Origin of the sequence: Thalassospira sp. UBA4513 (assembly GCF_002388495.1) — a bacterium.
Classification (GTDB): domain Bacteria; phylum Pseudomonadota; class Alphaproteobacteria; order Rhodospirillales; family Thalassospiraceae; genus Thalassospira; species Thalassospira tepidiphila.
Genome location: NZ_DGMR01000003.1, coordinates 105,906 through 128,387, shown reverse-complemented (window position 1 = coordinate 128,387; position 22,482 = coordinate 105,906). Strand labels below are relative to the sequence as shown.

The 22,482-nt window shown below is 55.0% G+C and carries 20 protein-coding genes; 12 read left to right on the top strand and 8 right to left on the bottom strand.

The annotated features are described in order from the left end of the window. Positions 1 to 84 precede the first annotated feature (84 nt). Entirely contained in the window at positions 85 to 417 is a 333-nt protein-coding gene (locus B2T33_RS01365; protein ID WP_286790968.1) for a hypothetical protein, read from the top strand. A gap of 101 nt (positions 418 to 518) precedes the next feature. Here B2T33_RS01365 and B2T33_RS01360 read toward each other — a convergent pair whose 3' ends face one another. Genes B2T33_RS01360 through B2T33_RS01350 form a run of 3 tightly spaced genes read right to left on the bottom strand, consistent with a single transcriptional unit; the run spans position 519 to position 3,784 of the window. Further along, on the bottom strand, positions 519 to 1,190 hold the full coding sequence (locus B2T33_RS01360) for a methyltransferase family protein (RefSeq protein ID WP_286790967.1): 672 nt from the start codon (positions 1,188 to 1,190) through the stop codon (positions 519 to 521). Between the two features lie 39 nt (positions 1,191 to 1,229). After that, the gene (locus B2T33_RS01355; RefSeq protein ID WP_286790966.1) at positions 1,230 to 2,522 is read right to left on the bottom strand and encodes a helix-turn-helix domain-containing protein; all 1,293 of its coding nucleotides are present in this window, start codon (positions 2,520 to 2,522) and stop codon (positions 1,230 to 1,232) included. Continuing rightward, positions 2,519 to 3,784, bottom strand: a complete 1,266-nt coding sequence (locus B2T33_RS01350) for a helix-turn-helix domain-containing protein (protein ID WP_286790965.1) — start codon at positions 3,782 to 3,784, stop codon at positions 2,519 to 2,521. The genes B2T33_RS01355 and B2T33_RS01350 overlap by 4 nt, the downstream gene beginning before the upstream one ends. Before the next feature lie 398 nt (positions 3,785 to 4,182). Here B2T33_RS01350 and B2T33_RS01345 point away from each other — a divergent pair, with 398 nt between their 5' ends. From B2T33_RS01345 to B2T33_RS01330, 4 genes are all read left to right on the top strand, one after another. Then, positions 4,183 to 4,767, top strand: a complete 585-nt coding sequence (locus tag B2T33_RS01345) for a PadR family transcriptional regulator (RefSeq protein WP_063087656.1) — start codon at positions 4,183 to 4,185, stop codon at positions 4,765 to 4,767. Between the two features lie 84 nt (positions 4,768 to 4,851). Then, on the top strand, positions 4,852 to 6,027 hold the full coding sequence (locus tag B2T33_RS01340; RefSeq protein ID WP_286790964.1) for an efflux RND transporter periplasmic adaptor subunit: 1,176 nt from the start codon (positions 4,852 to 4,854) through the stop codon (positions 6,025 to 6,027). 23 nt (positions 6,028 to 6,050) lie between these two features. After that, positions 6,051 to 9,260, top strand: coding sequence for an efflux RND transporter permease subunit (locus B2T33_RS01335; protein WP_286790963.1), 3,210 nt, complete (start codon positions 6,051 to 6,053; stop codon positions 9,258 to 9,260). A 381-nt stretch (positions 9,261 to 9,641) separates the two neighbouring features. After that, positions 9,642 to 10,478: a transporter substrate-binding domain-containing protein gene (locus B2T33_RS01330; RefSeq protein ID WP_286790962.1), complete on the top strand. Its 837-nt coding sequence runs from the start codon at positions 9,642 to 9,644 to the stop codon at positions 10,476 to 10,478. A gap of 52 nt (positions 10,479 to 10,530) precedes the next feature. Here B2T33_RS01330 and pssA read toward each other — a convergent pair whose 3' ends face one another. The 4 genes from pssA to B2T33_RS01310 form a co-directional block, all read right to left on the bottom strand. After that, positions 10,531 to 11,391 carry a CDP-diacylglycerol--serine O-phosphatidyltransferase gene (pssA, locus tag B2T33_RS01325; RefSeq protein ID WP_063087647.1) on the bottom strand — a complete coding sequence of 287 codons (861 nt, stop codon included), beginning with the start codon at positions 11,389 to 11,391 and terminating at the stop codon, positions 10,531 to 10,533. Then, positions 11,391 to 12,119: a phosphatidylserine decarboxylase gene (locus B2T33_RS01320; RefSeq protein ID WP_083952836.1), complete on the bottom strand. Its 729-nt coding sequence runs from the start codon at positions 12,117 to 12,119 to the stop codon at positions 11,391 to 11,393. Before B2T33_RS01320 ends, pssA begins: the two co-directional genes overlap by 1 nt. Before the next feature lie 148 nt (positions 12,120 to 12,267). Next, on the bottom strand, positions 12,268 to 13,392 hold the full coding sequence (locus tag B2T33_RS01315) for an Ig-like domain-containing protein (RefSeq protein WP_286790961.1): 1,125 nt from the start codon (positions 13,390 to 13,392) through the stop codon (positions 12,268 to 12,270). A 219-nt stretch (positions 13,393 to 13,611) separates the two neighbouring features. Then, positions 13,612 to 14,589: a hypothetical protein gene (locus B2T33_RS01310; RefSeq protein ID WP_286790960.1), complete on the bottom strand. Its 978-nt coding sequence runs from the start codon at positions 14,587 to 14,589 to the stop codon at positions 13,612 to 13,614. 339 nt (positions 14,590 to 14,928) lie between these two features. Between B2T33_RS01310 and B2T33_RS01305 the strand changes: the two genes are divergently transcribed. Continuing rightward, the gene (locus B2T33_RS01305) at positions 14,929 to 15,513 is read left to right on the top strand and encodes a TIGR00730 family Rossman fold protein (RefSeq protein WP_286790959.1); all 585 of its coding nucleotides are present in this window, start codon (positions 14,929 to 14,931) and stop codon (positions 15,511 to 15,513) included. Between the two features lie 106 nt (positions 15,514 to 15,619). On the opposite strand, the gene B2T33_RS01300 is transcribed toward B2T33_RS01305, so the two are convergent. Next, entirely contained in the window at positions 15,620 to 16,078 is a 459-nt protein-coding gene (locus B2T33_RS01300; RefSeq protein ID WP_008890312.1) for an Rrf2 family transcriptional regulator, read from the bottom strand. Between the two features lie 151 nt (positions 16,079 to 16,229). Here B2T33_RS01300 and B2T33_RS01295 point away from each other — a divergent pair, with 151 nt between their 5' ends. From B2T33_RS01295 to B2T33_RS01270, 6 genes are all read left to right on the top strand, one after another. Further along, positions 16,230 to 17,192 carry an NAD(P)/FAD-dependent oxidoreductase gene (locus B2T33_RS01295; RefSeq protein WP_286790958.1) on the top strand — a complete coding sequence of 321 codons (963 nt, stop codon included), beginning with the start codon at positions 16,230 to 16,232 and terminating at the stop codon, positions 17,190 to 17,192. 262 nt (positions 17,193 to 17,454) lie between these two features. Then, positions 17,455 to 18,240: a DeoR/GlpR family DNA-binding transcription regulator gene (locus tag B2T33_RS01290; RefSeq protein ID WP_286790957.1), complete on the top strand. Its 786-nt coding sequence runs from the start codon at positions 17,455 to 17,457 to the stop codon at positions 18,238 to 18,240. Beyond that, the gene (locus B2T33_RS01285; RefSeq protein ID WP_286790956.1) at positions 18,237 to 19,361 is read left to right on the top strand and encodes an ABC transporter ATP-binding protein; all 1,125 of its coding nucleotides are present in this window, start codon (positions 18,237 to 18,239) and stop codon (positions 19,359 to 19,361) included. Before B2T33_RS01290 ends, B2T33_RS01285 begins: the two co-directional genes overlap by 4 nt. A 16-nt stretch (positions 19,362 to 19,377) precedes the next feature. After that, positions 19,378 to 20,643 carry an ABC transporter substrate-binding protein gene (locus B2T33_RS01280; protein ID WP_286790955.1) on the top strand — a complete coding sequence of 422 codons (1,266 nt, stop codon included), beginning with the start codon at positions 19,378 to 19,380 and terminating at the stop codon, positions 20,641 to 20,643. Between the two features lie 106 nt (positions 20,644 to 20,749). After that, positions 20,750 to 21,634, top strand: a complete 885-nt coding sequence (locus B2T33_RS01275; protein WP_414716627.1) for a carbohydrate ABC transporter permease — start codon at positions 20,750 to 20,752, stop codon at positions 21,632 to 21,634. Then, positions 21,631 to 22,479, top strand: a complete 849-nt coding sequence (locus B2T33_RS01270; protein WP_197146932.1) for a carbohydrate ABC transporter permease — start codon at positions 21,631 to 21,633, stop codon at positions 22,477 to 22,479. The genes B2T33_RS01275 and B2T33_RS01270 overlap by 4 nt, the downstream gene beginning before the upstream one ends. The last annotated feature ends 3 nt before the right edge of the window (positions 22,480 to 22,482 follow it).

The following is a 22,482-nucleotide window of genomic DNA, read 5'->3' as shown; positions in this document are numbered from 1 at the left end:
CCGCCCCAAAGGGGTGAACACTCAAAACAAAATCAGATCCGCACCTTCAAGGTCATCTTCCGGATGCTCGAAGGAGCCATGATCATGAGCATAACCCGCACAACCCATCGTACGGTGACGTTCTTTCATCCGTTCCACTTGACCGGCCATCCCGGGTTGCTTTCGCCTGGCGAGTATGAAGTCGACACCCTTGAAAAACTTGATCCCGATGCTGCGATGCGCAGCTACATCAAGCTGGAATGCCATGTCCATCTCTGGGCGAAGGAGGACATGAAGGATGGCATCGACCTCCTGATGGTCGAACCGCAGGTGCTTGAAGCCGCCCTTGCCCTTGATTCAGATCCGTTGCGTGAAGATGAACGCAATCAAATGATCAAATCCTTTGGCGGCAGGCCAACGGATAACGCCGCCGCCTGACGGCATGCCAAGCCGAAAGGGGGCAGCATAAAGCACCCCGGGCAGAGAACGTTATCAAGCGATCGCGTCCCAACACCTCTGCCCTGCATAGGATCATGGATTTATGGCAACCAGAATACCGGTGTCAGCCACCCGTGATCTTGCAAAAGTTTGACACCTTCCAACACCGGAATGGCAATCCAGAACCACATCGCATCGCGGGTGGTGGCCAAAAACAGGGCCGGTCGGCACAAAATCTCTTTCTCGTCACGCCAGCGGAACCATGTCGGGCGAAAACGCGGAACCGTATTCACATAGCGTTTGAATGCCCGGCCAAACCGTTCCGCCAGCATGGCTTCTTCACGCAACACCACATGCCGGAATACCGCCCAGCACAAAACAGCAGAGACCAACCCGATGGCAATACTGCCGGTCTGGGCACCGGCACCAAATGCACCAATGAAGCTGAAAACATAAAGCGGGTTTCGACACATCGAATAGGGACCGGACATCACCAGTTCGGTCTTTTTGCGCCCGCCAATATAAAGCGAACACCAGCCCCGCCCCACGATGCAGACCATGATCGCCATCATCCCGATAACCTGGATGGTGTGGTGCCAGACACTGTTGCGATCAAATCCTGCACGGGTAAAACAAACCAATGCCAAAAGCAGCACAACACCAACGCGAAGCGTCCATTTTCGGTAGCGCTGAATGCGCTGTAAATCTTTCGCCGCGTGCGCGTCTGTTGCAGAATTGAAATTGGCTTGAATGATAAAGCGTGGTTGCAGCATGTATGCCCCCTTGGGAAAAAGAGGCCACAGCATCCGCGATCACCCGATCTTTGGCGTCCAATGCTGTTGATCCGGTCCTGTAATTGGCGGTTCGGACGCATCGGCAGCAAGCGTTGATCCCCGGCGCGCTGCTTCGCGCACGGCGCTCGGTGTTTCTCCGGTAATCTTTTTGAAGGCAAGATTAAAGGTCGATTTCGAGTTGAAACCTACGCTGAGTGCAATGTCCAAGATCGTCCTTTCGGGCTCCAACACCAGAACTGCACGTGCTTCTTCAATACGTGCACTATTGACGTAATCAAAAAAGTTCTGCCCAAGATGACGATTAAGCACATAGGAAAGCTGATTGGGAGACACACCAACAGCCCGGGAAAGTTTGGGTAAAGACACCAAAGGATCAAGTAACAGTTCGCGGCGAGACCGAATTTCGGCGAGCTTTGTCAAAGCCCTTTGCAAAGCGTCCTCGTCAAGCAGTGATCGCGCAGCTTCCGAAGACGAAGCAACACCAACACCAACACCAACACCCATGCCATTTTCTTGATCTTGCGCCCGCTTGTTATCAAAGACGCCGTCTGCGATTGCAGATCTTTTGATATTTTCCGGCCAATCGGCCATGACAAATAGCGCAGGCTGCGTTGCGATCACATAACTCATCGCAAAAAGAACCAGCACAAAGGCAATACCCGTTCCGGTCATTGCCATTTGCTCGGGTATATAAAAAGCGACCACCCGGCTGACAAAAACCGTCACAAAGATCAAACAAACCCCGCCGAAAATAACAAATACCCATCGCTGAATCACGCGACGGCCTACTCCCAGCTGTTGTTGAACTTGCCGGAAATAAACCTGAGACAGCATCCATAATTGATAGATATAGAAACAGGCCTGCAAAAATATCGCCACCCAACAAAGGCCTTTGATGCCTTCGATAAGGAAAGCAAGAGAACCGACTGAGGCCTCGCCACTTAACCCGTCGACGGCAAAAAGCACGACCAACAAATTAAGAACCAACGCCGGCAGGAGGAAGTGCACCCATGGGGCGCGCTCCGGGGTGCCTGATAATTCTCGAAAATATAGATAAATCGATGGGCCAATCAGGAAATTGCAGGGAAAGGAAAACAGAACGATCAAATCCCGAACCTGTTCAGAACTGAAATTATCACCGATATCAGCAAGAAGATTGATCATCAAACAGCAAAGAAACAAGATCATCCATCGGTTGGCCGCAAATGCCCGAACACCTTCCGATCTTAGCAAAAGGCACAGAAAACCGCCCTGTAGAAGCCCAATGACAGCGATTGTCACATCAAGATAACCAAGCGTAGTGTTAATCATGATTTTCCTGTGAGGCTTTGGAGCCCGGCTTGCTCACCATTATTGGCATTTCCTGCCCTGGCTTCACGCACGGCACTGGGGGTTTCACCAGTGATTTTCTTGAAGGCAAGATTAAAGGTCGATTTCGAATTGAACCCGACACTGAGCGCGATATCAAGAATAGTACGATCGGGCTCAAGCACCAGAACGGACCGGGCTTCGCGTATACGCGCGGAATTGACGAAATCAAAGAAGCTTTTGCCGACATGATGATTAAGCACATAGGACAGCTGATTGGGTGTTATGCCAACCGCACGCGCCAGTTTCGGCAAGGACACCAGCGGGTCGAGAAGAATATCCCCACGCGCCTGAATGTCTTTAAGGCGTGCTAACGCCCGGTCTACACCATCGGGATCAAGCAACGGACGCGGGGTCGTATCGTCATGCGCACGATGATCCGTCCGAGCTGTTTGCACGGGCGCATTTTCGTCTGGCGACATGACCGTTTGGCTTTGCACATCGCCGGCTTCATTGGCATCATCCAAGGCATCATCTGATGGCCAATCAGCCATGACAAACACGGCCGGCTGCGTGGCGATTTCATAACTCATGGCAAACAGCACCAGCGCAAACGCGATCTCGGTGCCAAACATTTCGGCATTATCGGGCAAGTAAAGCTCAACAATCTTGCTTACCGCGACCGTAACAAACACGAAGGTCAGGCCACCCAGAACCACGCCAATCCAGCGTTGCATGGCCTTGCGATCCGCACCAAGCTGTTCTTCGGTCTTGCGCAAATAGCGGCAAGCCACCTGCCACAACAGAACAATATATATCGTTATCTGGATAAAGATCGTACCCCAGCTAAAGGCATCAACGAATTCCGCGATTGTATATTGCCCCGCCCAAACGGTCCCACCACCATTATGTGTGACAACCCACGCGGTCAGGTTAAACACCACAAATAGCAAGATGAAATGCCCCCACGGGCGGCGCGACGGGTTGCCCGAAATTTCCCGAAAATAAAGGTAGACCGCAGGCGCAATTGCAAAATTGATCGGACTAAAGAACAGATCAAGCAACCCGCCCATATCGGCCGAGACCAAAGGTTCAGCCACATCCTCAATCAGATTGAGCGCAACAGCAGCAATAAACAGCATCATCCATCGGTTGGCCCCAAAGGCACGCGAACCTTCGGACCGCAGAATAAGACACAGAAACACCGCCTGCACGACGCCGACGGCTGCGACCACAGCGCTTACATAATACGTCCAACCGGTCATTCCGGCATGCTCCTGATTTTTCAGATGGATCTTCAGACGACGAACAATGTCCGGCCCGATCAACTATATCGTTTCAATATACACAGCCGGACACTATCGGCGTCCGATTATGCACAGGCGGACGCCGCCCGGGATCGAGTTTGCGAAAGTGATCACCCGATGGCCACCGATACCCCGACCCTGTGGCCGATCATCACAACAATGATGTTGTAACACGAACCAAACATGCTTCGTCCAGATTGAAGGGCTGTCACAAAAGGTTCCATCATATTTATTTGACTATATCGAATTGATATATGATATTTCGATATATATCGGATTGATATAGTCGCTTTGGCACCTTCCCCCGCCGCGGCATACTCAGTCCCGGATGCGTAGATAAGGATACAGAACACAAGATGGACGTACGTACTTTATGTCTGGGTGCCCTGATGGGCGGCGAGGCAACAGGATATGAAATCCGCAAGATGTTTGAAGATGGCACATTCAGCCATTTTCAAATCGCGTCCCTTGGTTCGATCTATCCGGCCCTGACCAAACTGACTCAGGACGGTCTGGTCACATTTGTTGAACATGAACAGGAAAACAGACCGGACAAGAAGATCTATCAGCTGACATCCGAAGGACGTCGCACATTCCTGCGCACGTTGTTGCAGACCAGACCGGCCGAGGATCGCTATCGTTCCGATATTTTGTTCATGCTGACCTTTGCCGAAGAAATGCCGATTGAACTGACCGAGGCGCTGATTGATGAATTTGCCGCCCGTCATGAATTGATGAGCCAGCAGATCGATCCGGAAAATACCGACAAACCGGCGCATCAAAAATCGAATGCCCGCGATGAAAACGGCGAACTCAGACCTGGATGCTGTTTTGTTGCCGGACTGGGGCAGGCCATGTGCAATGCGACGCTGAAGTTTATTCGCGAAAACAAGCAGGGCCTGCTTGATGAGTTAAAGGCGCGCAAGGCCAACAAGTCCTAGGACGAAACCGAACGCTGTGCGCAAGACGTGCCCAACAGAGCCACTGACGCATTCCGATAGCGGAATATTTGAGGGAACAGAACAATGAATGCTTCACGCCTGATCGCCATTCTTTTGGTCGTTGGGACCGTTGTATGGATCGGCAGCGCCTATTTGACGGGTGGTGATGAGACGACGGAACAGACCAGCGCCTCAGATGCGACCACTGAAAACAAGGCCGCAAAAACAACGGCGAGTGTGCGTACCATCACCAGCCACGCTGTGGATCACGTCGATCATTTGCGCATCACAGGCCGCACCGAGGCGGTCATTTCTGTTGAAATCAGCGCCGAAACCGAAGCACGCGTGATTGAAGTTGGTGCGATCAAGGGCCAGGCCGTTCAGAAAGGCGATCTGATCGTACGCCTTGATACCGGCGACCGTCAGGCCCGTGTTGCCAAGGCGCGCGCGCTGGTCGCACAGCGTGAACTTGAGCATTCCGCCGCCGAAAGTCTGGCCCAAAAGAACTATCGCTCCAAAACCGGTGTGGCACAGACACTTGCCCTGCTTGAAGAAGCGCGCGCTGACCTGATGATTGCGCGCACCGAGCTTGGCAATACCGAAATCCGCGCTCCGTTTGACGGCATCGTCGAAGAACGCCCGGCCGAGGTCGGTGACCTTCTGTCGATTGGGGATCGGGTTGCAACCCTGATGCAGGGTGACCCGATGCTGGTCGTTGCCCATGTTCCCGAGCATTCGATCAGCGCGATTGACCTTGGCCAACTGGCAAGCGTCACCCTGTTTGACGGCAGCACCCATGACGGCATCGTCCGTTACACAGCCCGGGCATCTGACAATGACACCCGTACCTTCCGGGTCGAGGTTGAAATTGATAATCCTGATCTGCGCATTCCTGATGGTATGACCGCCGAACTTGAAATTCCGGTCGGCATCAAACGGGCCCATCAGGTAAGGCCGTCCGTCCTGACGCTCAATGACGAGGGTGAACTTGGCGTCCGCGCCATTGTCGATGACAACAAGGTCGATTTCCTGCCTGTCGAATTGCAGGGCGGCAATCGTGACCGGATCTGGATCGGTGGTCTGCCCGACACGTTTGAACTGATCGTTGTCGGCCATGACTGGGTCAAGGAAGGGGCAACTGTTGAGGTTGTCCACCTTGAAACCGACAAGGATGGTCTTCCGATCATGCAGGATGATGAAGCACCTTCGACGGCGTCTGACGATACCGGCCCGACCCTTTCGGAAAACTCCGCGCAATAGCGCGTATCATGAGGAGATAAAAAATGTCCCTGATTGATCACGCGCTCAATCGATCGCGCACCGTCATTCTGGTTTTGATCCTGCTGCTTCTGGCGGGCTCCGTTGGCTATAACGCCATCCCCAAGGAAGCCGACCCGGATGTTCAAATTCCGGTTCTATATGTCACCATGCATCATGACGGCGTATCGCCGGAAGATGCCGAACGCCTTCTTTTGCGCCCGATGGAGCAGGAATTGCGATCCATCGAAGGTGTCAAGGAAATGAGCTCCCAGTCCTATCAGGACGGGGCATCGGTGACGCTTGAATTTTATTCCGACGTCGATATCGACGAAGCCCTTGCCGATGTGCGCGAACGCGTTGACATCGCCAAATCCGAACTGCCCGAAGACACCGACGACCCCGAAGTTCACGAGGTCAACCTGTCGCTGTTCCCGGTTCTCGTGGTAACCCTTTCGGGTGACGTGCCCGAACGTGCGCTTCTGCGCATGGCGCGCGATCTGAAAGACGCCATCGAAGGCCTGCCTGCGGTGCTTGAAGCCAAACTTGCCGGTGATCGCGAAGAACTGGTCGAATTCATCATCGACCCGATGAAGATCGAGGCCTATCGCCTGAATGGCATCGACATCGTCAGTCTTGTGCGCAATTCCAATGCGCTGGTGGCGGCCGGTGCGATCGATACCGGTACGGGGCGCTTTAACATCAAGGTACCCGGCCTGTTTGAAAGCATAAATGACATTCTTGATATGCCGCTGATCGTTGATGGCGATTCCGTCATTCGGTTCCGCGACATCGGCGACGTGCGCCGGACATTCAAGGATGCCAAAAGCTTTGCGCGTCTTAACGGCGAACCGGCCATCGCGATTGAAGTATCCAAACGTGTCGGCGAAAACATCATCGAAGTCATTGATGCGATCAAGGCGGTCACCGCCGAGGCACAGGAAGCATTCCCGCCGAACCTGACAATCAGCTATTCACAGGACAAGTCATCTGACATCCGCACCATGCTGACCGACCTTCAGAACAGCGTGATCCTTGCGATCCTGCTGGTGATGGTGGTCGTCATCTGGGCGCTGGGCTGGCGGTCGGGTCTTCTGGTCGGGCTTGCCATTCCGGGCTCGTTCCTGACCGCGATCCTGATCCTTTGGGCGCTGGGCATGACGGTCAATATCGTTGTTCTGTTCAGTCTGATCCTGGCCGTCGGGATGCTGGTCGATGGTGCGATTGTTGTGACTGAGTATGCCGACCGCAAGATGATCGACGGCCTGCATCGCAGCAAGGCCTATCCGCTGGCGGCAAAACGCATGGCGCTTCCGATTATTGCGTCAACCGCAACCACCCTTGCAGCCTTCCTGCCGCTGGCCTTCTGGCCCGATATCGTCGGCGAGTTCATGAAATTCCTGCCGATTACGGTTCTGTTCACGCTGACCGCTTCGCTTGCCATGGCGCTGATCTTTGTGCCGACCGTGGGCGCGTGGTTTGGTAAACCGGGCAGCGAAAGCAACGAAAGCCTTGAGGCCATCGCAGCCGATCATGGCGATGACATCCACAAGGTCAAAGGCGGCACCGGGCTTTATGTCCGTATTCTCAGCGGATCGCTTCGCTTCTATTGGCTGGTGATCCCGGCGGCGTTCATCATTCTGATTTCGGTCTGGGTGGCGTTTGGCAAGCTTGGCAAGGGCGTTGAGTTCTTCCCGGCGGTTGAACCCGAAGTCGCCGTGGTTCAGGTCCGGGCACGCGGCAACCTGTCCTATTACGAACAGGATGCCCTGCTTAAAGAGGTCGAGGACCGCATCCTTGCCCTTGATGCCCGTCACGAAGGCGAACACTGGTTTGATACGGTCTATGCCCGTTCCGGCGATGGTGCCGGTGGCAACGAGGCATCCGAGGACGTGATCGGCACGGTTCAGCTTGAATATGCCGATTGGCAAATGCGCCCGCCCGCAAGCGAGATTGAAAAACGTATCCTTGCCGATACGGCCGACCTTGCCGGTATTCACGTCGAAGTCCGCGCCGAAGAAGCCGGTCCGCCGCAGGGCAAGGACATCCAGATCCAGCTTCGCTCATACTATCCTGAGCTTCTTGATGAAACGGCGACCATTCTGGTCAACGGTCTTCAGGAAATGGGCGGCATGTACAATTTCGAAGACGGCAAATCGCCCCCGGGCATTGACTGGGAATACACAGTCGACCGCGCCCAGGCTTTGAAATTTGGTGCTGATATCAACCAGATTGGCAATGTCGTCAAACTGGTGACCAACGGCATCAATTTCACGACCTATCGTCCCGATGATTCAACCGAGGAAATCGATATTGTCGGGCGTTACCCGGCCAAGTATCGCTCCCTCGACGAGCTCGAAAACCTGCAGATCGTGACCGACAAGGGTCTGGTGCCGATGTCGAACTTCATCACGCGCACCCCCAAACCCAAAACCGGCACGCTGACCCGTGTTGACAGCCGCCGCGCCCTGACCGTCAAGGCCGATGTGCAGGAAGGCGTTCTGGTCGACACCAAGCTTGGCGAGGTCAAGGCATGGATGCAGACCCTTGATATCGATCCGCGCATATCGGTCGAATTCAAGGGTCAGGATGAAGAACAGCAGAAATCGGCAGACTTCCTGATGAACGCCTTTACGGTGGCCCTTTTCATCATGTTCATCATTCTGGTCACCCAGTTCAACAGCATCTCGAGCTCGCTTCTGATCATGATCGCCATCATCATGTCGACGGCAGGTGTGTTCCTTGGTCTGATGATCACCGGGCAGGCTTTCTCGATCGTCATGAACGGCATCGGTGTTGTCGCACTGGCCGGGATTGTTGTGAACAACAACATCGTTTTGATCGATACCTTTGACCGGCTCAAACACACCGCCAGCAGTATCGAGGCCGCCATCCTGCAAACCGGTGCGCAGCGTCTGCGTCCGGTAATGCTGACCACGGTGACGACCATTCTTGGTCTGGTGCCGATGGTCATGCAGATCAATATCGACTTCACGTCTCGTGAAGTCACGGTTGGGGCACCGTCCACCCAGTGGTGGGTACAGCTTTCGACCTCGATCGCATTTGGTTTGGCCTTTGCGACGGCTTTGACCCTGATCTTTACGCCTTGTGCGTTGATGATGCGCCACAAGATTGCCAACCGTCTGCGCAAGACATCAGTTGGCACTCGACTGAAATCGCTCGTCTCCTCGCGGTTCGGACGCAACAGGACAAAGCCATCAGGTCCGACTGCATAATCGATCCCTTTAACCCAATAGCCGCGCGACTTTTCCCCCGACCCCGCCGTGCGGTTATACCGGCCCCCTCCCCAGGGGGCCGGTTACTTTTTCTTCAAGCCGGCAATCAAAGCCGTGTGGTTTAATCGCGATGTAACCTTTTGCATTCAAACATCTTAATCATTTAATTTTTCGCCTCTTTCTACGTCTGCGAAGGCCGGAATACACACTTTCCTAATGTTTCCGGGCGTATTTTTAGAATGGTTATCGAGAACTGTTTTCCGCCGGAAACAAAGGATCTGTATGGTATGGGCTGTTTGGCATAAAGCGCGATCACAGGTATTTGGACTTGTCTGCGCGTTAGGCGCGTTTGCCCCCCATTGGGCGACGGCGGAAAATGCCGTGTCCGACCAATCCCTGATCTGGGCGGTCCCGTCCTTTGCCCCGGCATTCATCAAGGATTACGGCGAACTCAGCGGCTATGCCGCCGATACCCAGAACTGGTTCGCATCCAGACTTTCACAGTATCAGCATCGCATTATGCATGTGCCCCTTGCCCGGCTTCTGGCGGAAATGAAAAGTGGCGATGGTGAATTACGCTGCTCAACCACGCTGATCCCGACGCCGGAACGGCGCACCTATATTACGTTTGCCAAAACCATTCTACTGCATTTGCCGATCTCGATCGTTATCCGCGCCGAGGATGAGGCCCGTTTTGCGCCCTATCTCAACGAAGAAGGCCACATCAGGATTGAGGACCTTCTTAAAGACGAGAAACTTGCAACCGCGGTTCGAATTGGGCGCGCTTACGGGACGCTGGTTGACGGGCAGTTGAACCGGTATCGCAATACAGACCGCATCATGGAGGTCGCCGAAGATACCAAGTTCGTTCGGATGCTTGATCTCAAACGAATTGACTGGACACTCTATTTCCCGTCCGAGGCGGAATTTTACCGTCGGTCCCAAACGCCCGACCTTTTGATAAAGGCCCTGCCGATTGCCGGAAACACAACCTTGCTTGAGGCCACTATTGGCTGTGCAAAAACACCAGCTGGCAAAAAGGCCATTGAAGCCATCAATGCCATCGTTGATGCACATCCGACCATGCCCTGGACCGACTATTATGCCGACTGGCTTGGTGCGAGTGACCGGGAATGGTTCTATGCCGCACGCGATCAATATATCCATGCAGAGCATTTCGAAACCCGTCTGGAATACCGCCCGTCATCGGCGCAATGACAAAAAAGCCGGCAAAGATGCCGGCTTTTGTTTTGGTCTTTTGATCTTTTGATCAGTTCTGGTGGACGCGGTTCAGTCCCTCGTCGGGATCATCATCGGGTTCACCATCATCATCTTCCTCGTCCGCTTTGTCCTGTTCCTGCTGGTTCTCGACACCCATACGGCGATAGGAACGATAGGAAAGCGGGAAGGTAATGAAATAGACCCCGGCAATCACCGAAAGCGTCAGCCACGGCGAGGACACCAGAAACGCCACCGACGCCCCGAATGCCAACATCAAAGGCAGCACCCAGGCACGCGGCACCTTGACCTTCTTGAAGCTGAAGGTCGGCAAACGCGACACCATCAAACCCGCGATAATCACGCCATAGGGGGCTACGATATACGGACTGTCAAAGATGCCTTCGCCAAACTGGAAGGTCAGGACAATCGGCCACATCGCAAGGGCGGCGGCCGCCGGGGCCGGAACCCCGGTAAAGAACCGATAGGCCCATGTCGGCAATTCCGGTTCGCCCAGCATCTGGGTGTTGAAGCGCGCCAGACGCAGCATCATGCAAACCGCAAACAGCAGCGACAACGCCCAGCCAATGCCGCCAAATTCATGCAGCGACCAGAAATACAGCATCATCGCCGGTGCGACGCCAAAGCAGACAAAGTCCGACAGGCTGTCGAGTTCACCGCCAAAGCGGCTGGATGCATTAAGCATCCGGGCAAGACGGCCATCAAGACCGTCAATGATCCCGGCAATCAGAATGGCGGCAACGGCGGCCTCCCAGCGATCCTGCATCGCAAAGCGGATCGAAGTCAGACCGGCACACATGCCCATTATCGTTGCCACATTGGGCACCAGCCGTGTCAGCGACAGCGCCTTGAAGCGACGTGGACGACGAATGGGATCGATGCCGCCTGCCATTAGCGGATCTCCCCGACCGCGGCTTCCTTGCCCTTGGCCGAAACATCGGCAAGAACAGTTTCACCGGCAATCGTGGTTTGACCGACAATCACGTTGGGTGACACACCTTCGGGCAGGTAAACATCCACGCGCGAGCCAAAGCGAATCAGACCGAAACGTTCGCCCGCCTTAAGCTGCGAACCGGTGCCGACATCACACAGGATGCGACGTGCAACGAGACCAGCGATCTGGACAACACCAAACTCGCGGCCTTCCTTGTCACGCACCAGCAGGATCTGGCGTTCGTTGTTTTCCGATGCCTTATCAAGTTCGGCATTGACGAACTTGCCGGGCACATAGGCCTCGCCAACGATTTCGCCATTGACCGGGCAGCGGTTCACATGAACGTTGAACACATTCATGAAGATCGACACACGCGTCCGCGGGGTTTTGTCGTCAAGTTCAAGTTCCTTGGGCAGCGGTGCCTGCGAAATCATGCAAACACGGCCATCTGCCGGGGAAATCACCAGATTTTCATCGGTCGGGGTAATGCGATCCGGGTCGCGGAAGAAGTACGCGCACCAAAGTGTCAGGATCACGCCGATCCAGCCCAGCGGTTCCGCAATCAGGAACAAGCCCACAGTGATCGCCGCAAAGATCGCAACGAATTTCCAGCCTTCGGGATTGATCGGCACAAGAACGGATTTCAAAGTCTTTATTCCCTGGTTGCCATGGTTGGGCGTATCAATTTGGTACGCATGGTACCGTGCGGGCGCCTTCCTACCATCTAGTGATGACAATGGGCAACGCAACCCGCGTTCAACTGTTTGGCCCCAAACTTAAAAGGGGCAAAACACACTTACCATGTGCTTTGCCCCTCGCAAAGAAAAGTGATGCTTATTGCTGATTTTCTTCGTTCGGCAGTGCGAAAATCTGCCCCGGATAAATCAGATCAGGATCGCGGATCTGGTTGCGGTTCTGATGATAGATCACCCAGTATTTCAGGCCTTCGCCATAAGTACTGCGCGCAATCCGCCACAGGCTGTTACCCGGCTGAACGACATAACGTGAACCCGGCTCAAGAATTTGGTCTGGCCGCGCACGTTCGAACGGAATTTCAACGCGTGCGGTCACCTTGCCGGAACTGTCAAGCTGATCGGCGCGCAGCGTGTAGTTGCCCGGCTCAATCGGCTGCCCGATGGTCAGTGCCCAGTTGCCGTTTTCATCGGCCGGCGCGGTGCCAACATGGTTGTTATCAAGGTAAACCCGAACTGTGTGATTAAGGTCGGCCTTGCCCGACATTGCAACGCGGCCCTCGGTATCGTAGTCGACAACATCAATCGACAGACGCGGAAGGGTCGCGTCTTGCGTATCAGAACCTTCTTGCTGTGCCGCTGCGGCTTCGGGTGCCGGTCCCTGCATTACGGTAACGGCACCGTCACCATCAGATGGCACCTTAAGCGCGATCACAGGCTGCTTTTCGCTTGCCGGTTCGCTGTCGGTGGCCCCGGCGGTTCCTGTGGTCTCGCCGGTTTCACCGCTTTGTTCATTGGTGGCTGCCGGTGCCTTTTCCTCTGGGATCAGGACAACAACTTTGTCATCTGCCTTGGAAACATTCCCGGTGGCGTCTTCGGCTTCAAGCGACAATTCCCGATCGCCACTGGCCAACGGCTTGTTTGGCAATACGACCCATTCACCGCGTTCGTCGGCCGTGGCTTCGCCAATCACTTCTTCACCCTCGCGGATGCGAACCGTGCTGTTGGGTTCGGCGCGGCCTGCAATGACGGCATTTCCGTCCGGGCCGATGCGCACGACATCAAAGCTTGGATTGGTGATCGCAGGTGCGTCAGTGGCCGGTTCAGACGCCGGTTCGTTTGGCGTCGTCTCGGTGGTAACCGCAGGCGCCTGTGTTACTGCCGGTGCGGTTTCTTCATCCGCACTCTTGGTCAGCATGTAATTCAGCGCAATCGCTGCAATGATCAGTACAACGCCGACAATGACGAGGATATAGGGTCGCTTCACCGGAAATATCCTTGAACGATGTTTATGTTTATAACTCTTATGCTCAAGACACTGAAATTGCTTGCCATATTCCCCTCAAACAACCCGTGCGAGCACGTTAATTAGAAACTTGTACTACTTTGTACGTGCAGTTTCCATAACGTAACCTACAAACGATACATCGCAACCGTTAGGCAAAGATGAAGAGAGCAAGACCGCTCAGCTCAAACACCCTTGAGGTCAAAGGCTTCTGGCCGCCATCTCCGCCCCGACATAAGCCACAAGGGCGGCCATGATCAACGGCAAGGCCAGAACACCCACCCGAATCATCATACCCAAAAGTGCCGCCTGTGCCGGGTTATCGGTGGGCAGATGCGCCGCCAGCCTGACCGAGGACTGACGTGCTGAAACCACCAGAAGCAACACCGCAAAGGCAAGGCAGGATGCCGGCACCATGATCATCGCACTTGCCGCGCCCGACATCAGCGCACCAACAACACCAAGCCAAACCGCCACCCGGTATTGCGGCGCTGCCTTTTCAGAAATCAGCGCGACAAACAATGCCACCGTCAAGGCCGCCTGAAACACAACATGATCGGCAAGACCAAACAGATGAACGATGATCCCCTGCCCCAGGGCCAGCGTCATTAAAACCGCAATCGGGCCGGGTTTCACGATTGTTTCGGTATCGCTTTTGGCATCCATCGTCGACTTGCCGGATTTTGATTTGGTGCTTTTGGCTTTCCTGCCTTTGGCGGGTTTGGCCCCGTCATCGTCATCCTCGGAGAAATCCGGGCGGGTCACCCACAGGAAACAGCCGCCGACGATCAAAAATGCCAACCATGCAAAAATCTGGATCGCGCCGGGATGGTATGAAAGCCCCCGGATTGGTGCCGCCAGCACCAACCAGCCGCCCAAAAGCAGGGTCAGCCCGGCAACACCCAACGATATGCGTTCCGACAGTCGCGAAATATCCATGATCGCGCCACAGACACCGCCAAGCACCAACATCAAAAGTGCTGCGCCCACGCCACCGCGTGCGGTTTCAGGCAGCCCGATGGCTGCTGGCACGGCCACGGCAACCGCCGGAATGATCGCGCCCAGAACAAGGCGACGCGCGATGGAACGTTCCAACCCCAGCCACAAGGCCAGCATCAGAACGGCGGCGATAATGCCCGATATCACAATGGCGAGAATGAATGGACTATCGACAAACACGTTGGGCGGTCCTGCCTTCTTCTTATGAATATGCTTAACGCAGTTTCCTGCTGTGAGAATTACCCATCCCACAATCAGGTTCAGAACTTGTTAACCCTGCGACAAAAAGCGCACGATCTGCGGCCTTCGGCGGCTTGGCCGTCAATGCCATAGCCAATTGGCAAGATTACGGCCAAAGGCGAACAAATCAGGGCACGATCGATAAATTTCAGATGCTGCTATGCGGAAATTACTGCCACAGATGCGATCGGATCGGTTAAGGTCCCTCTCCGTACGGGGTTTCGTTCAGAAATGCGCGGCCCCGCTACCTGCGAAACAAGAAACAAAAGGCAGGTCGCCATGACAAAAGTAAAATCAATCTGTGTCTTTTGCGGTGCTTCAGATGGCAAGAATCCGCAACACATGGAAAATGCCATCGCCTTTGGCAAAATGATGGCCGAACGCGGCATCACGCTGATTTATGGCGGCGGCCGGATCGGCCTGATGGGAGCCGTGGCAGATGGCGTTATGCAAAATGGCGGATCGGTCGTAGGCATCATCCCGGCCCATCTTGACGATATCGAAGTCGGCCATACCGGCCTTTCCGAACTGATCGTTTGCAAATCCATGCATGAACGCAAGGTCGAGATGTTCCGTCGCTCGGATGCGTTTGTCTCCCTTGCGGGTGGGCTTGGCAGCCTTGATGAGGCGTTCGAGGCCATGACGCTCCGCCAGCTTGGCATTCATGACAAGCCGATGGTGTTCCTCAATGCGCTTGGTTATTGGGACAAGTGCTTTGACATGATTGACGCCATCATCGACGAAGGCTTCGCCCGCCCCAGCCACAAGAACCTCTATACCGTGGCCAACACGCTCGATGAAATCTTTGAACAGCTTGCCGCCGAACCGGCCCCGCGCTTTGACCCGCGCGAAAAGCTTTTCTGATCTCGGCAAAATAACCTGACCAAAGCCCGGCCAGCCTCACCTGACCGGGCTTTTTTTTGCTGCAACCACGCCACTGGAAGAACCGATACTTCAGCTCGAATGAAGATTAACGGGAAAGCTCGCAGGTTGGTTTATCGGCAATCTTTGCCATGCGCTGATCAAATTCATCGGCCAGATCGGCCAATGTGACAGATGCAAATTTTTCGATCAGCAGTTTTTCAGCAGCCTCGAACGCACTGCCAAGTGCCGAATTAACCGCCTGTTCAACAAGGCATTCCGGATGATCGACAGCAACTCCAACGGCAAAGAAAGCGGGATTGCCAATGGCGCGATGTATATCGAGCATTGTGATTTCCGATAAGGGCCTGGTCAAAACCCAGCCACCACCGTGACCTTTTTCCGAATGCACATACCCGTCATCGCGAAGCCCCGCCATGGTTCGTCGCACCACCACCGGATTTGTCCCAAGCATCTGCGCGATTTGATCAGACGTCGCAGCACCGTCTATCCGGTCCATATGAATAAGAACATGCAGCATGCGCGAAAGTCGGCTGTCACGGCGCATTGCGAACTCCTGATGCGGGTTTGATTTCCAGCAATTCGTAGCACTTGGCACATCTCGCAACAACAAAAGTTTCGAAGTCCTTTGACTCGTTGATATCACGATACTTATAAAGTTACATGAAACACATCCATATGTTTGACGAGGAAATGCAATGTCACCAAATGTCCCTTCTGCTGCCCAATCAACCACGGCAAGCAAGAAACAATATGACGTCGCCGTTATCGGGGCCGGGTTCGCCGGCCTTTCGGCAGCGATGCAGCTTGCGCGCGCCCGGTGCGATATATGTGTGATTGATGCCGGAGAGCCCCGTAACCGTTTTGCGACCACCGCCCACGGAGTTCTGGGTCATGACGGTAAAACCCCGGCCGAAATTCGCACTACCGCCATTGATCAGCTTTGTCGCTATGAAACTGTTGATTTTCGTCGCGGGCTGGTCACCGACGCCATGGCCTGCACGCTTCGAGATGCATCCGATCCGCTGTTTGGACTGAAACTTGCAGATGGCAGCACCCTTGAAGCCCGGCGTATTATTCTGGCCACCGGCGTACGCGATAGCCTGCCCGATATTCCCGGCCTTGCCGAACGCTGGGGCAAAACGGTTTTGCATTGCCCATATTGCCATGGCTATGAAGTGCGCGATAGTCAGATCGGTGTCATCGCGACCATGCCAGCATCAAGCCATCAAGCAATGATGCTGCCTGACTGGGGACCGACCACCTATTTCAGCCAGTCTGAACATATGCCCGATGACGACATGGTACTGGCCATGCGTGATCGTGGCATCACAATCGAACATTCGCCAATTGTCGAAATTCTGGGCAAGGCACCGGTCATTGATGGTGTTCGGTTGGCGGACGGGCGCACTTTGCATATTCAAACCATTTTCGCTGGCCCAACCGTTTCCATGCCAAACCCGGTTGCCGAGATGCTGGGATGCCGATTTGATGAAGGACCGCAGGGTCCGTTCATTGCTGTTGATCCCAGTCAGGAAACCAGTGTGCCGGGGGTATTTGCCGCCGGTGATGCCGCAACTGCACGTCACAATGCAACCTTGGCGTCGGCCGCCGGTGTCATGGCCGGGTTTGGCGCGCACCAATCGCTAGTGTTTCGATAAGATCGTAAACTACGGACAACCTTCAATCATATCCGAATAGGCACCGCCACGCATACCGCGCGGCGGTGCTTTTGTTACACGCCCGTGCAAAATGGATGATCCGGGAACGGTGTTCATTTGATCATCGCCCTAAAACCCCATAATTTCCGCGCGGTTCGTAACCGTCTGAATATTCATATGAATGTCACGCTTCTGAAATCTTAGTGACAACGAAGCCGCGTATGATCGCTTCAATGTTCAAAACAACAAATTGAACGATCAAATGAATATTTCTACGCGACAGCGCGACATCATCGACATCCTGCGCCGTGACAGCTTTGTCTCTATCGACAAGTTGGCCGAACATTTTGACGTTACCCCGCAAACCGTGCGGCGCGACGTCAATATGCTCAGCGACGCCAATCTGGTGCGCCGTCGCCATGGCGGGGTTGAATATGCTGGCGAACCTGGCATGAACCTGTCCTATGACAGCCGACAGGTCACCAATATCGCCGCCAAGCATGCCATATCGCTCCATGTCGCAAGCCTGATCCCCGACGGGGCATCGATCCTGATCGGGATTGGCAGCACGCTTGAACTGGTTGCGCTTAATCTGGTCGATCATCGCCATCTGACCGTGATTACCAACAACATGAATGCCGCCATGGCGCTGGGCAACAATACCAGCAACCGGATTGTCATTCCGGGTGGCACGCTGCGCCTGCCCGATCGCGATGTCATCAGTCCCGAGGCGGAACTGATGTTTAACAAGTACAAGGTCGACTACGGCCTGTTTGGCGTCGGCGGTATTGAGCCGGACGGAACGCTTACCGATTTCGACCATCGCGAAGTATCGCTTCGTCAGGCGATTGCCGCCAATTGCCGCAGATCCATCCTTGTTGCCGATCAATCCAAATTCGGCCGCCCGGCCCCGGCCAAGGGCGGTCATCTGACCGACCCCGACCTGATCGTGGTTGATGGCGTGCCCGGCGGCGTTTTCGATCCGTTGTTTGACCGCCAAGACGTTCGCGCGCGTCTGCAAATTGCCAAAAGCGAAAGTTACGAATGACCAACCAGCCCCCCTTTATTCGCATCAATTCTGTGTCGCGCGTGTTTAACGGCGGCAACGGCGTGCATGACCTGTCACTCGACATTCCGCGCGGAAGCTTTGTCGTCCTGCTGGGGCCATCGGGCTGTGGCAAGTCGACAACCCTGCGTCTGATTGCCGGGCTTGAAACCGCCGATCAGGGAACCATTGCGATTGATGGCAAGGACGTCACAAGCGCCCCGCCCTCCAAGCGTGGTCTGTCGATGGTGTTTCAGTCCTATGCCCTGTTCCCGCATCTGAGTGTTGCCGAAAACATCGTCTTTGGCCTCAAGGTCCGCAAAACCCAAAAGGACGAAATCAAGACCCGTCTGGCCGATGCCCTGCGTGTGACCGGCCTTGAGGGATATGAAGACCGTAAACCGGCCCAGCTTTCCGGTGGGCAGCGACAGCGCGTTGCACTGGCGCGCGCAATCGTTGCCGGTCATCCGCTGTGCCTGATGGATGAGCCGCTATCAAACCTTGATGCCAAGCTGCGCCATGCCGTGCGCAAGGATATCCGCGACCTGCAACAACGCCTTGGCATCACGGTTGTCTATGTCACCCATGATCAGACCGAAGCCATGAGCATGGCCGACATCGTCATTCTGATGAAAGACGGCCGGATCGAGCAGGTTGGTGACCCCGCCGACTTGTACCTGAAACCCGCCACCGCCTTTGCCGCCGGATTTGTCGGAAGCCCGCCGATGACGCTAATCCCGGCCAATGCCCTGCCTGCCTCGGTCATTCCCGATGGCCTTGATGCCAATCACCTGACCTTTGGCATCCGTCCCGAAGACCTGATCCTGTCGACCGGGCAGAACGACCATCCATGGGGCATCCCGGCGACCGTTACCGGCAGCGAGTTTTTGGGGGCCGAGACATTTGTATTTGTTGCGATCCCGGGAACGGATGGGGCCACCGCCCGCCTGCCCGGTCGCGTTGAAATTTCGCCCGGGACAGAAGTCTCGCTCAGTTGGGCTGGCGCTGCGGCCCACTGGTTTGACGGCGAACGCGGTCATCGTCTGACACCGACGGTACCGGGCACACCAGCGCAAGATACCAAGATCACCTCTCAACCTGACACTGCAACTTCGACACTTTAACAGGGAACTTTTGTTCATGCGTAACATCGTAACCAGTGCTGCATTTGCGGCCGGACTGATGGCAACGGCGGCGAGCCCGGCCTTTGCTGCCACTGAACTGACCATGTATTATCCCGTCGCTGTTGGCGGCCCGCTGACCAGCGTGATTGACGGCATGATCAAAGGATTTGAGTCCGAAAACCCGGATGTCAAAGTCAATGCCATCTATGCCGGCAACTATGACGACACCCGCCTGCGCGCGGTTTCGGCGATCAAAAGCGGCGATCCGGCACAGCTTTCAGTCATGTTTTCAATCGACGTCTATGACCTGATCGAACAGGACCTGATTGTTCCGTTTGATGATGTCGTCAAAACCGCCGAAGACAAGGAATGGCTGAATGGCTTCTACCCGGCGCTGATGGCCAATGGCGAAGTCGATGGCAAAACCTGGGGCATCCCGTTCCAGCGTTCGACCATTGTCATGTACTACAACAAGGACATGTTCCGCGAAGCCGGTCTTGATCCGGAAATGCCGCCGCAAACTTGGGAAGAACTGGTTTCCACCGGCAAGGCACTTTCGAAAGACGGCAAATGGGGCCTGATGGTGCCCTCGACCGGTTATCCGTACTGGATGTTCCAGTGCTTTGCCATCCAGAATGGCAAGGAACTGATGAGTGCAGATGGCACCGAAACCTATTTCAACGATCCGGCTGTTGTCGAGGCCCTTGAATTCTGGCGCGGCCTTGCGACCGAAGAAAAAATCATGCCAGAAGGCACCATTGAATGGGGAACCCTGCGCCAGGCCTTCGTTCAGGGCCAGACGGCCATGATGTGGCATTCGACCGGCAACCTGTCCGCGGTCAAACGCGAAGCACAGTTTGATTTCGGCGTTGCCATGCTGCCGAAACACAAACAGCCGGGCTCGCCCACGGGTGGTGGCAACTTCTATCTGTTCAAGGACTCAACAGATGAACAGAAAGAAGCATCACTGGCGCTGATCAAATACATGACCGCACCGGAACGTGCCGCGGAATGGTCGATTGCCACCGGTTATGTTGGTGTCACCCCGGATGCCTACGAAACCGACGCGCTTAAGGCCTATGTTGCGGACTTCCCGCCGGCACTGGTCGCGCGTGATCAGCTTGAAGTTTCAGTTGCCGAGTTTTCCACCTATGACACCGCGCGTGTCCGCGAAGGTCTGAACAACGCCATTCAGGCGGCCCTGACCGGTGAAAAGACCCCGGAAGAAGCCCTTGGCGATGCCCAGTCCGAAGCAGAACGTCTTCTGCGGGCCTTCCACTAAGAACGCCCGATCTGCACGCCGAAGCGGGATATTCCCCGCTTCGGCACCTTTGTTTGATGATTTTGATTAATTGATTTCTTCGCAGGACGTGCCGAGCATGAATGAAATGGCCCGACTTCAAAAACGCAGGCTTGCGCTCTATGGCTGGATGCTGGCCGCACCGGCATTGGCCCTGATGAGCCTGTTTGCCTTCTACCCGGCCATTGCAACCTTCTGGCACAGCCTGTTTAGTCGGGGCACGTCACGCCGACCATCGGTGTTTGCCGGGTTTGAAAACTATAGTGATCTGTTTGCTGATCCGACCTTCTGGACAGTTGCGACCAACAACCTGATTTATGCCGGGGTGACGATCCCGGTTTCTATCATCTTTGCGCTTGTCATGGCGCTTTGGGCCAATGCCCATATCCCGGCACGGTCATTCGTGCGCAGCGCCTATTTCACGCCGACCATTTTGCCGATGATTGCCGCGGCCAATTTGTGGCTGTTTTTCTATACCCCTGATCTTGGGGTGATTGACCAGATTACCGGTTTCTTTGGCGCATCGCCAACCAACTGGCTGGGCCAGCCGGAAACCGCACTGGCATCCGTCATCATCGTGACGATCTGGAAAGAAGCCGGGTTCTTCATGATCTTTTACCTTGCCGCCCTTCAGACTATCCCGCCGGATCTGCGCGAAGCCGCCCGGATTGAAGGCGCTGGCCGCTGGACCTACACACGCCGTGTGTTGCTGCCACTTTTGATGCCGACCACGATCTTTGTGTTCGTCAATGCGATGATCAACTCGGTCAAACTGATCGACCATCTGTTCATCCTGACCAAGGGCGGGCCCAACAATGCGTCCAAGCTGATCCTGTACTGGATCTGGGAAATGGCATTTGCCTATTTCGACAGCCCGCATGCGGCCGCCATGACCATTCTTGTCTTGCTGGCCCTTGGCCTTGTTGCCGTCGCGCAGTTCCGACTGGTTGAAAAACGGACCCACTACCGATGAAAACAGATACCGTTACCGCCAACACCACACTCAAACTGCCTGATCTCGACAAGGTCCTTGATACGCTTGGCGCATGGGTTCTCGCAATCGTCTGGATTTCACCGCTGCTGTTTGCCGCCTGGGCGGCGTTACAGCCATCCGGCACCGCCCTTGGTCTGGATTTCTCCAATCCGCTGACGTTCGAGAACTTTGTCTATGTCTGGGGTGCTGTGCCGTGGGGTGGGTATTTTACCAATACCGTGATCCTCGTAACCCTGATCCTTGCGGGCCAACTGGTGCTGTGCACATTGGCCGGGTTCGCCTTTGCCCGCTTTGAATTCAAGGGCCGCGATACGGTCTTTATCCTGGTCCTTTTGCAGCTTTTCATTCTGCCGGAAGTGCTGATTGTCGAAAACTACGCCATCGTGTCCAAGCTTGGCCTGTTTGATACAGCACTTGGCATCGGCCTGCCTTACATGGCCAGTGCATTCGGTATTTTCCTGTTAAGGCAAGCATTCAAATCCGTACCGATTGAGCTTGAAGAAGCCGCCCGGATCGAAGGATGCAGTTGGATGGGCGTTCTGTGGAAGGTCTATGTGCCGGCGGCCAAACCGGTTTATCTGGCCTACGCGCTGGTATCGATTGCGACGCACTGGAACAACTTCCTGTGGCCGTTGATCGTCACCAACTCGCCAGAAACACGGCCGCTGACGGTGGGCTTATCATTGTTTGGCGCACCGGAAACCGGGGTGGATATCTCGGTGATCAGTGCGGCAACCATCATGACGATTGCGCCGCTTTTAATGGCGTTTCTGATTTTCCAGCGGCAATTCATTCAGGCGTTCCTGCGCGCTGGAATTCGATAGTGT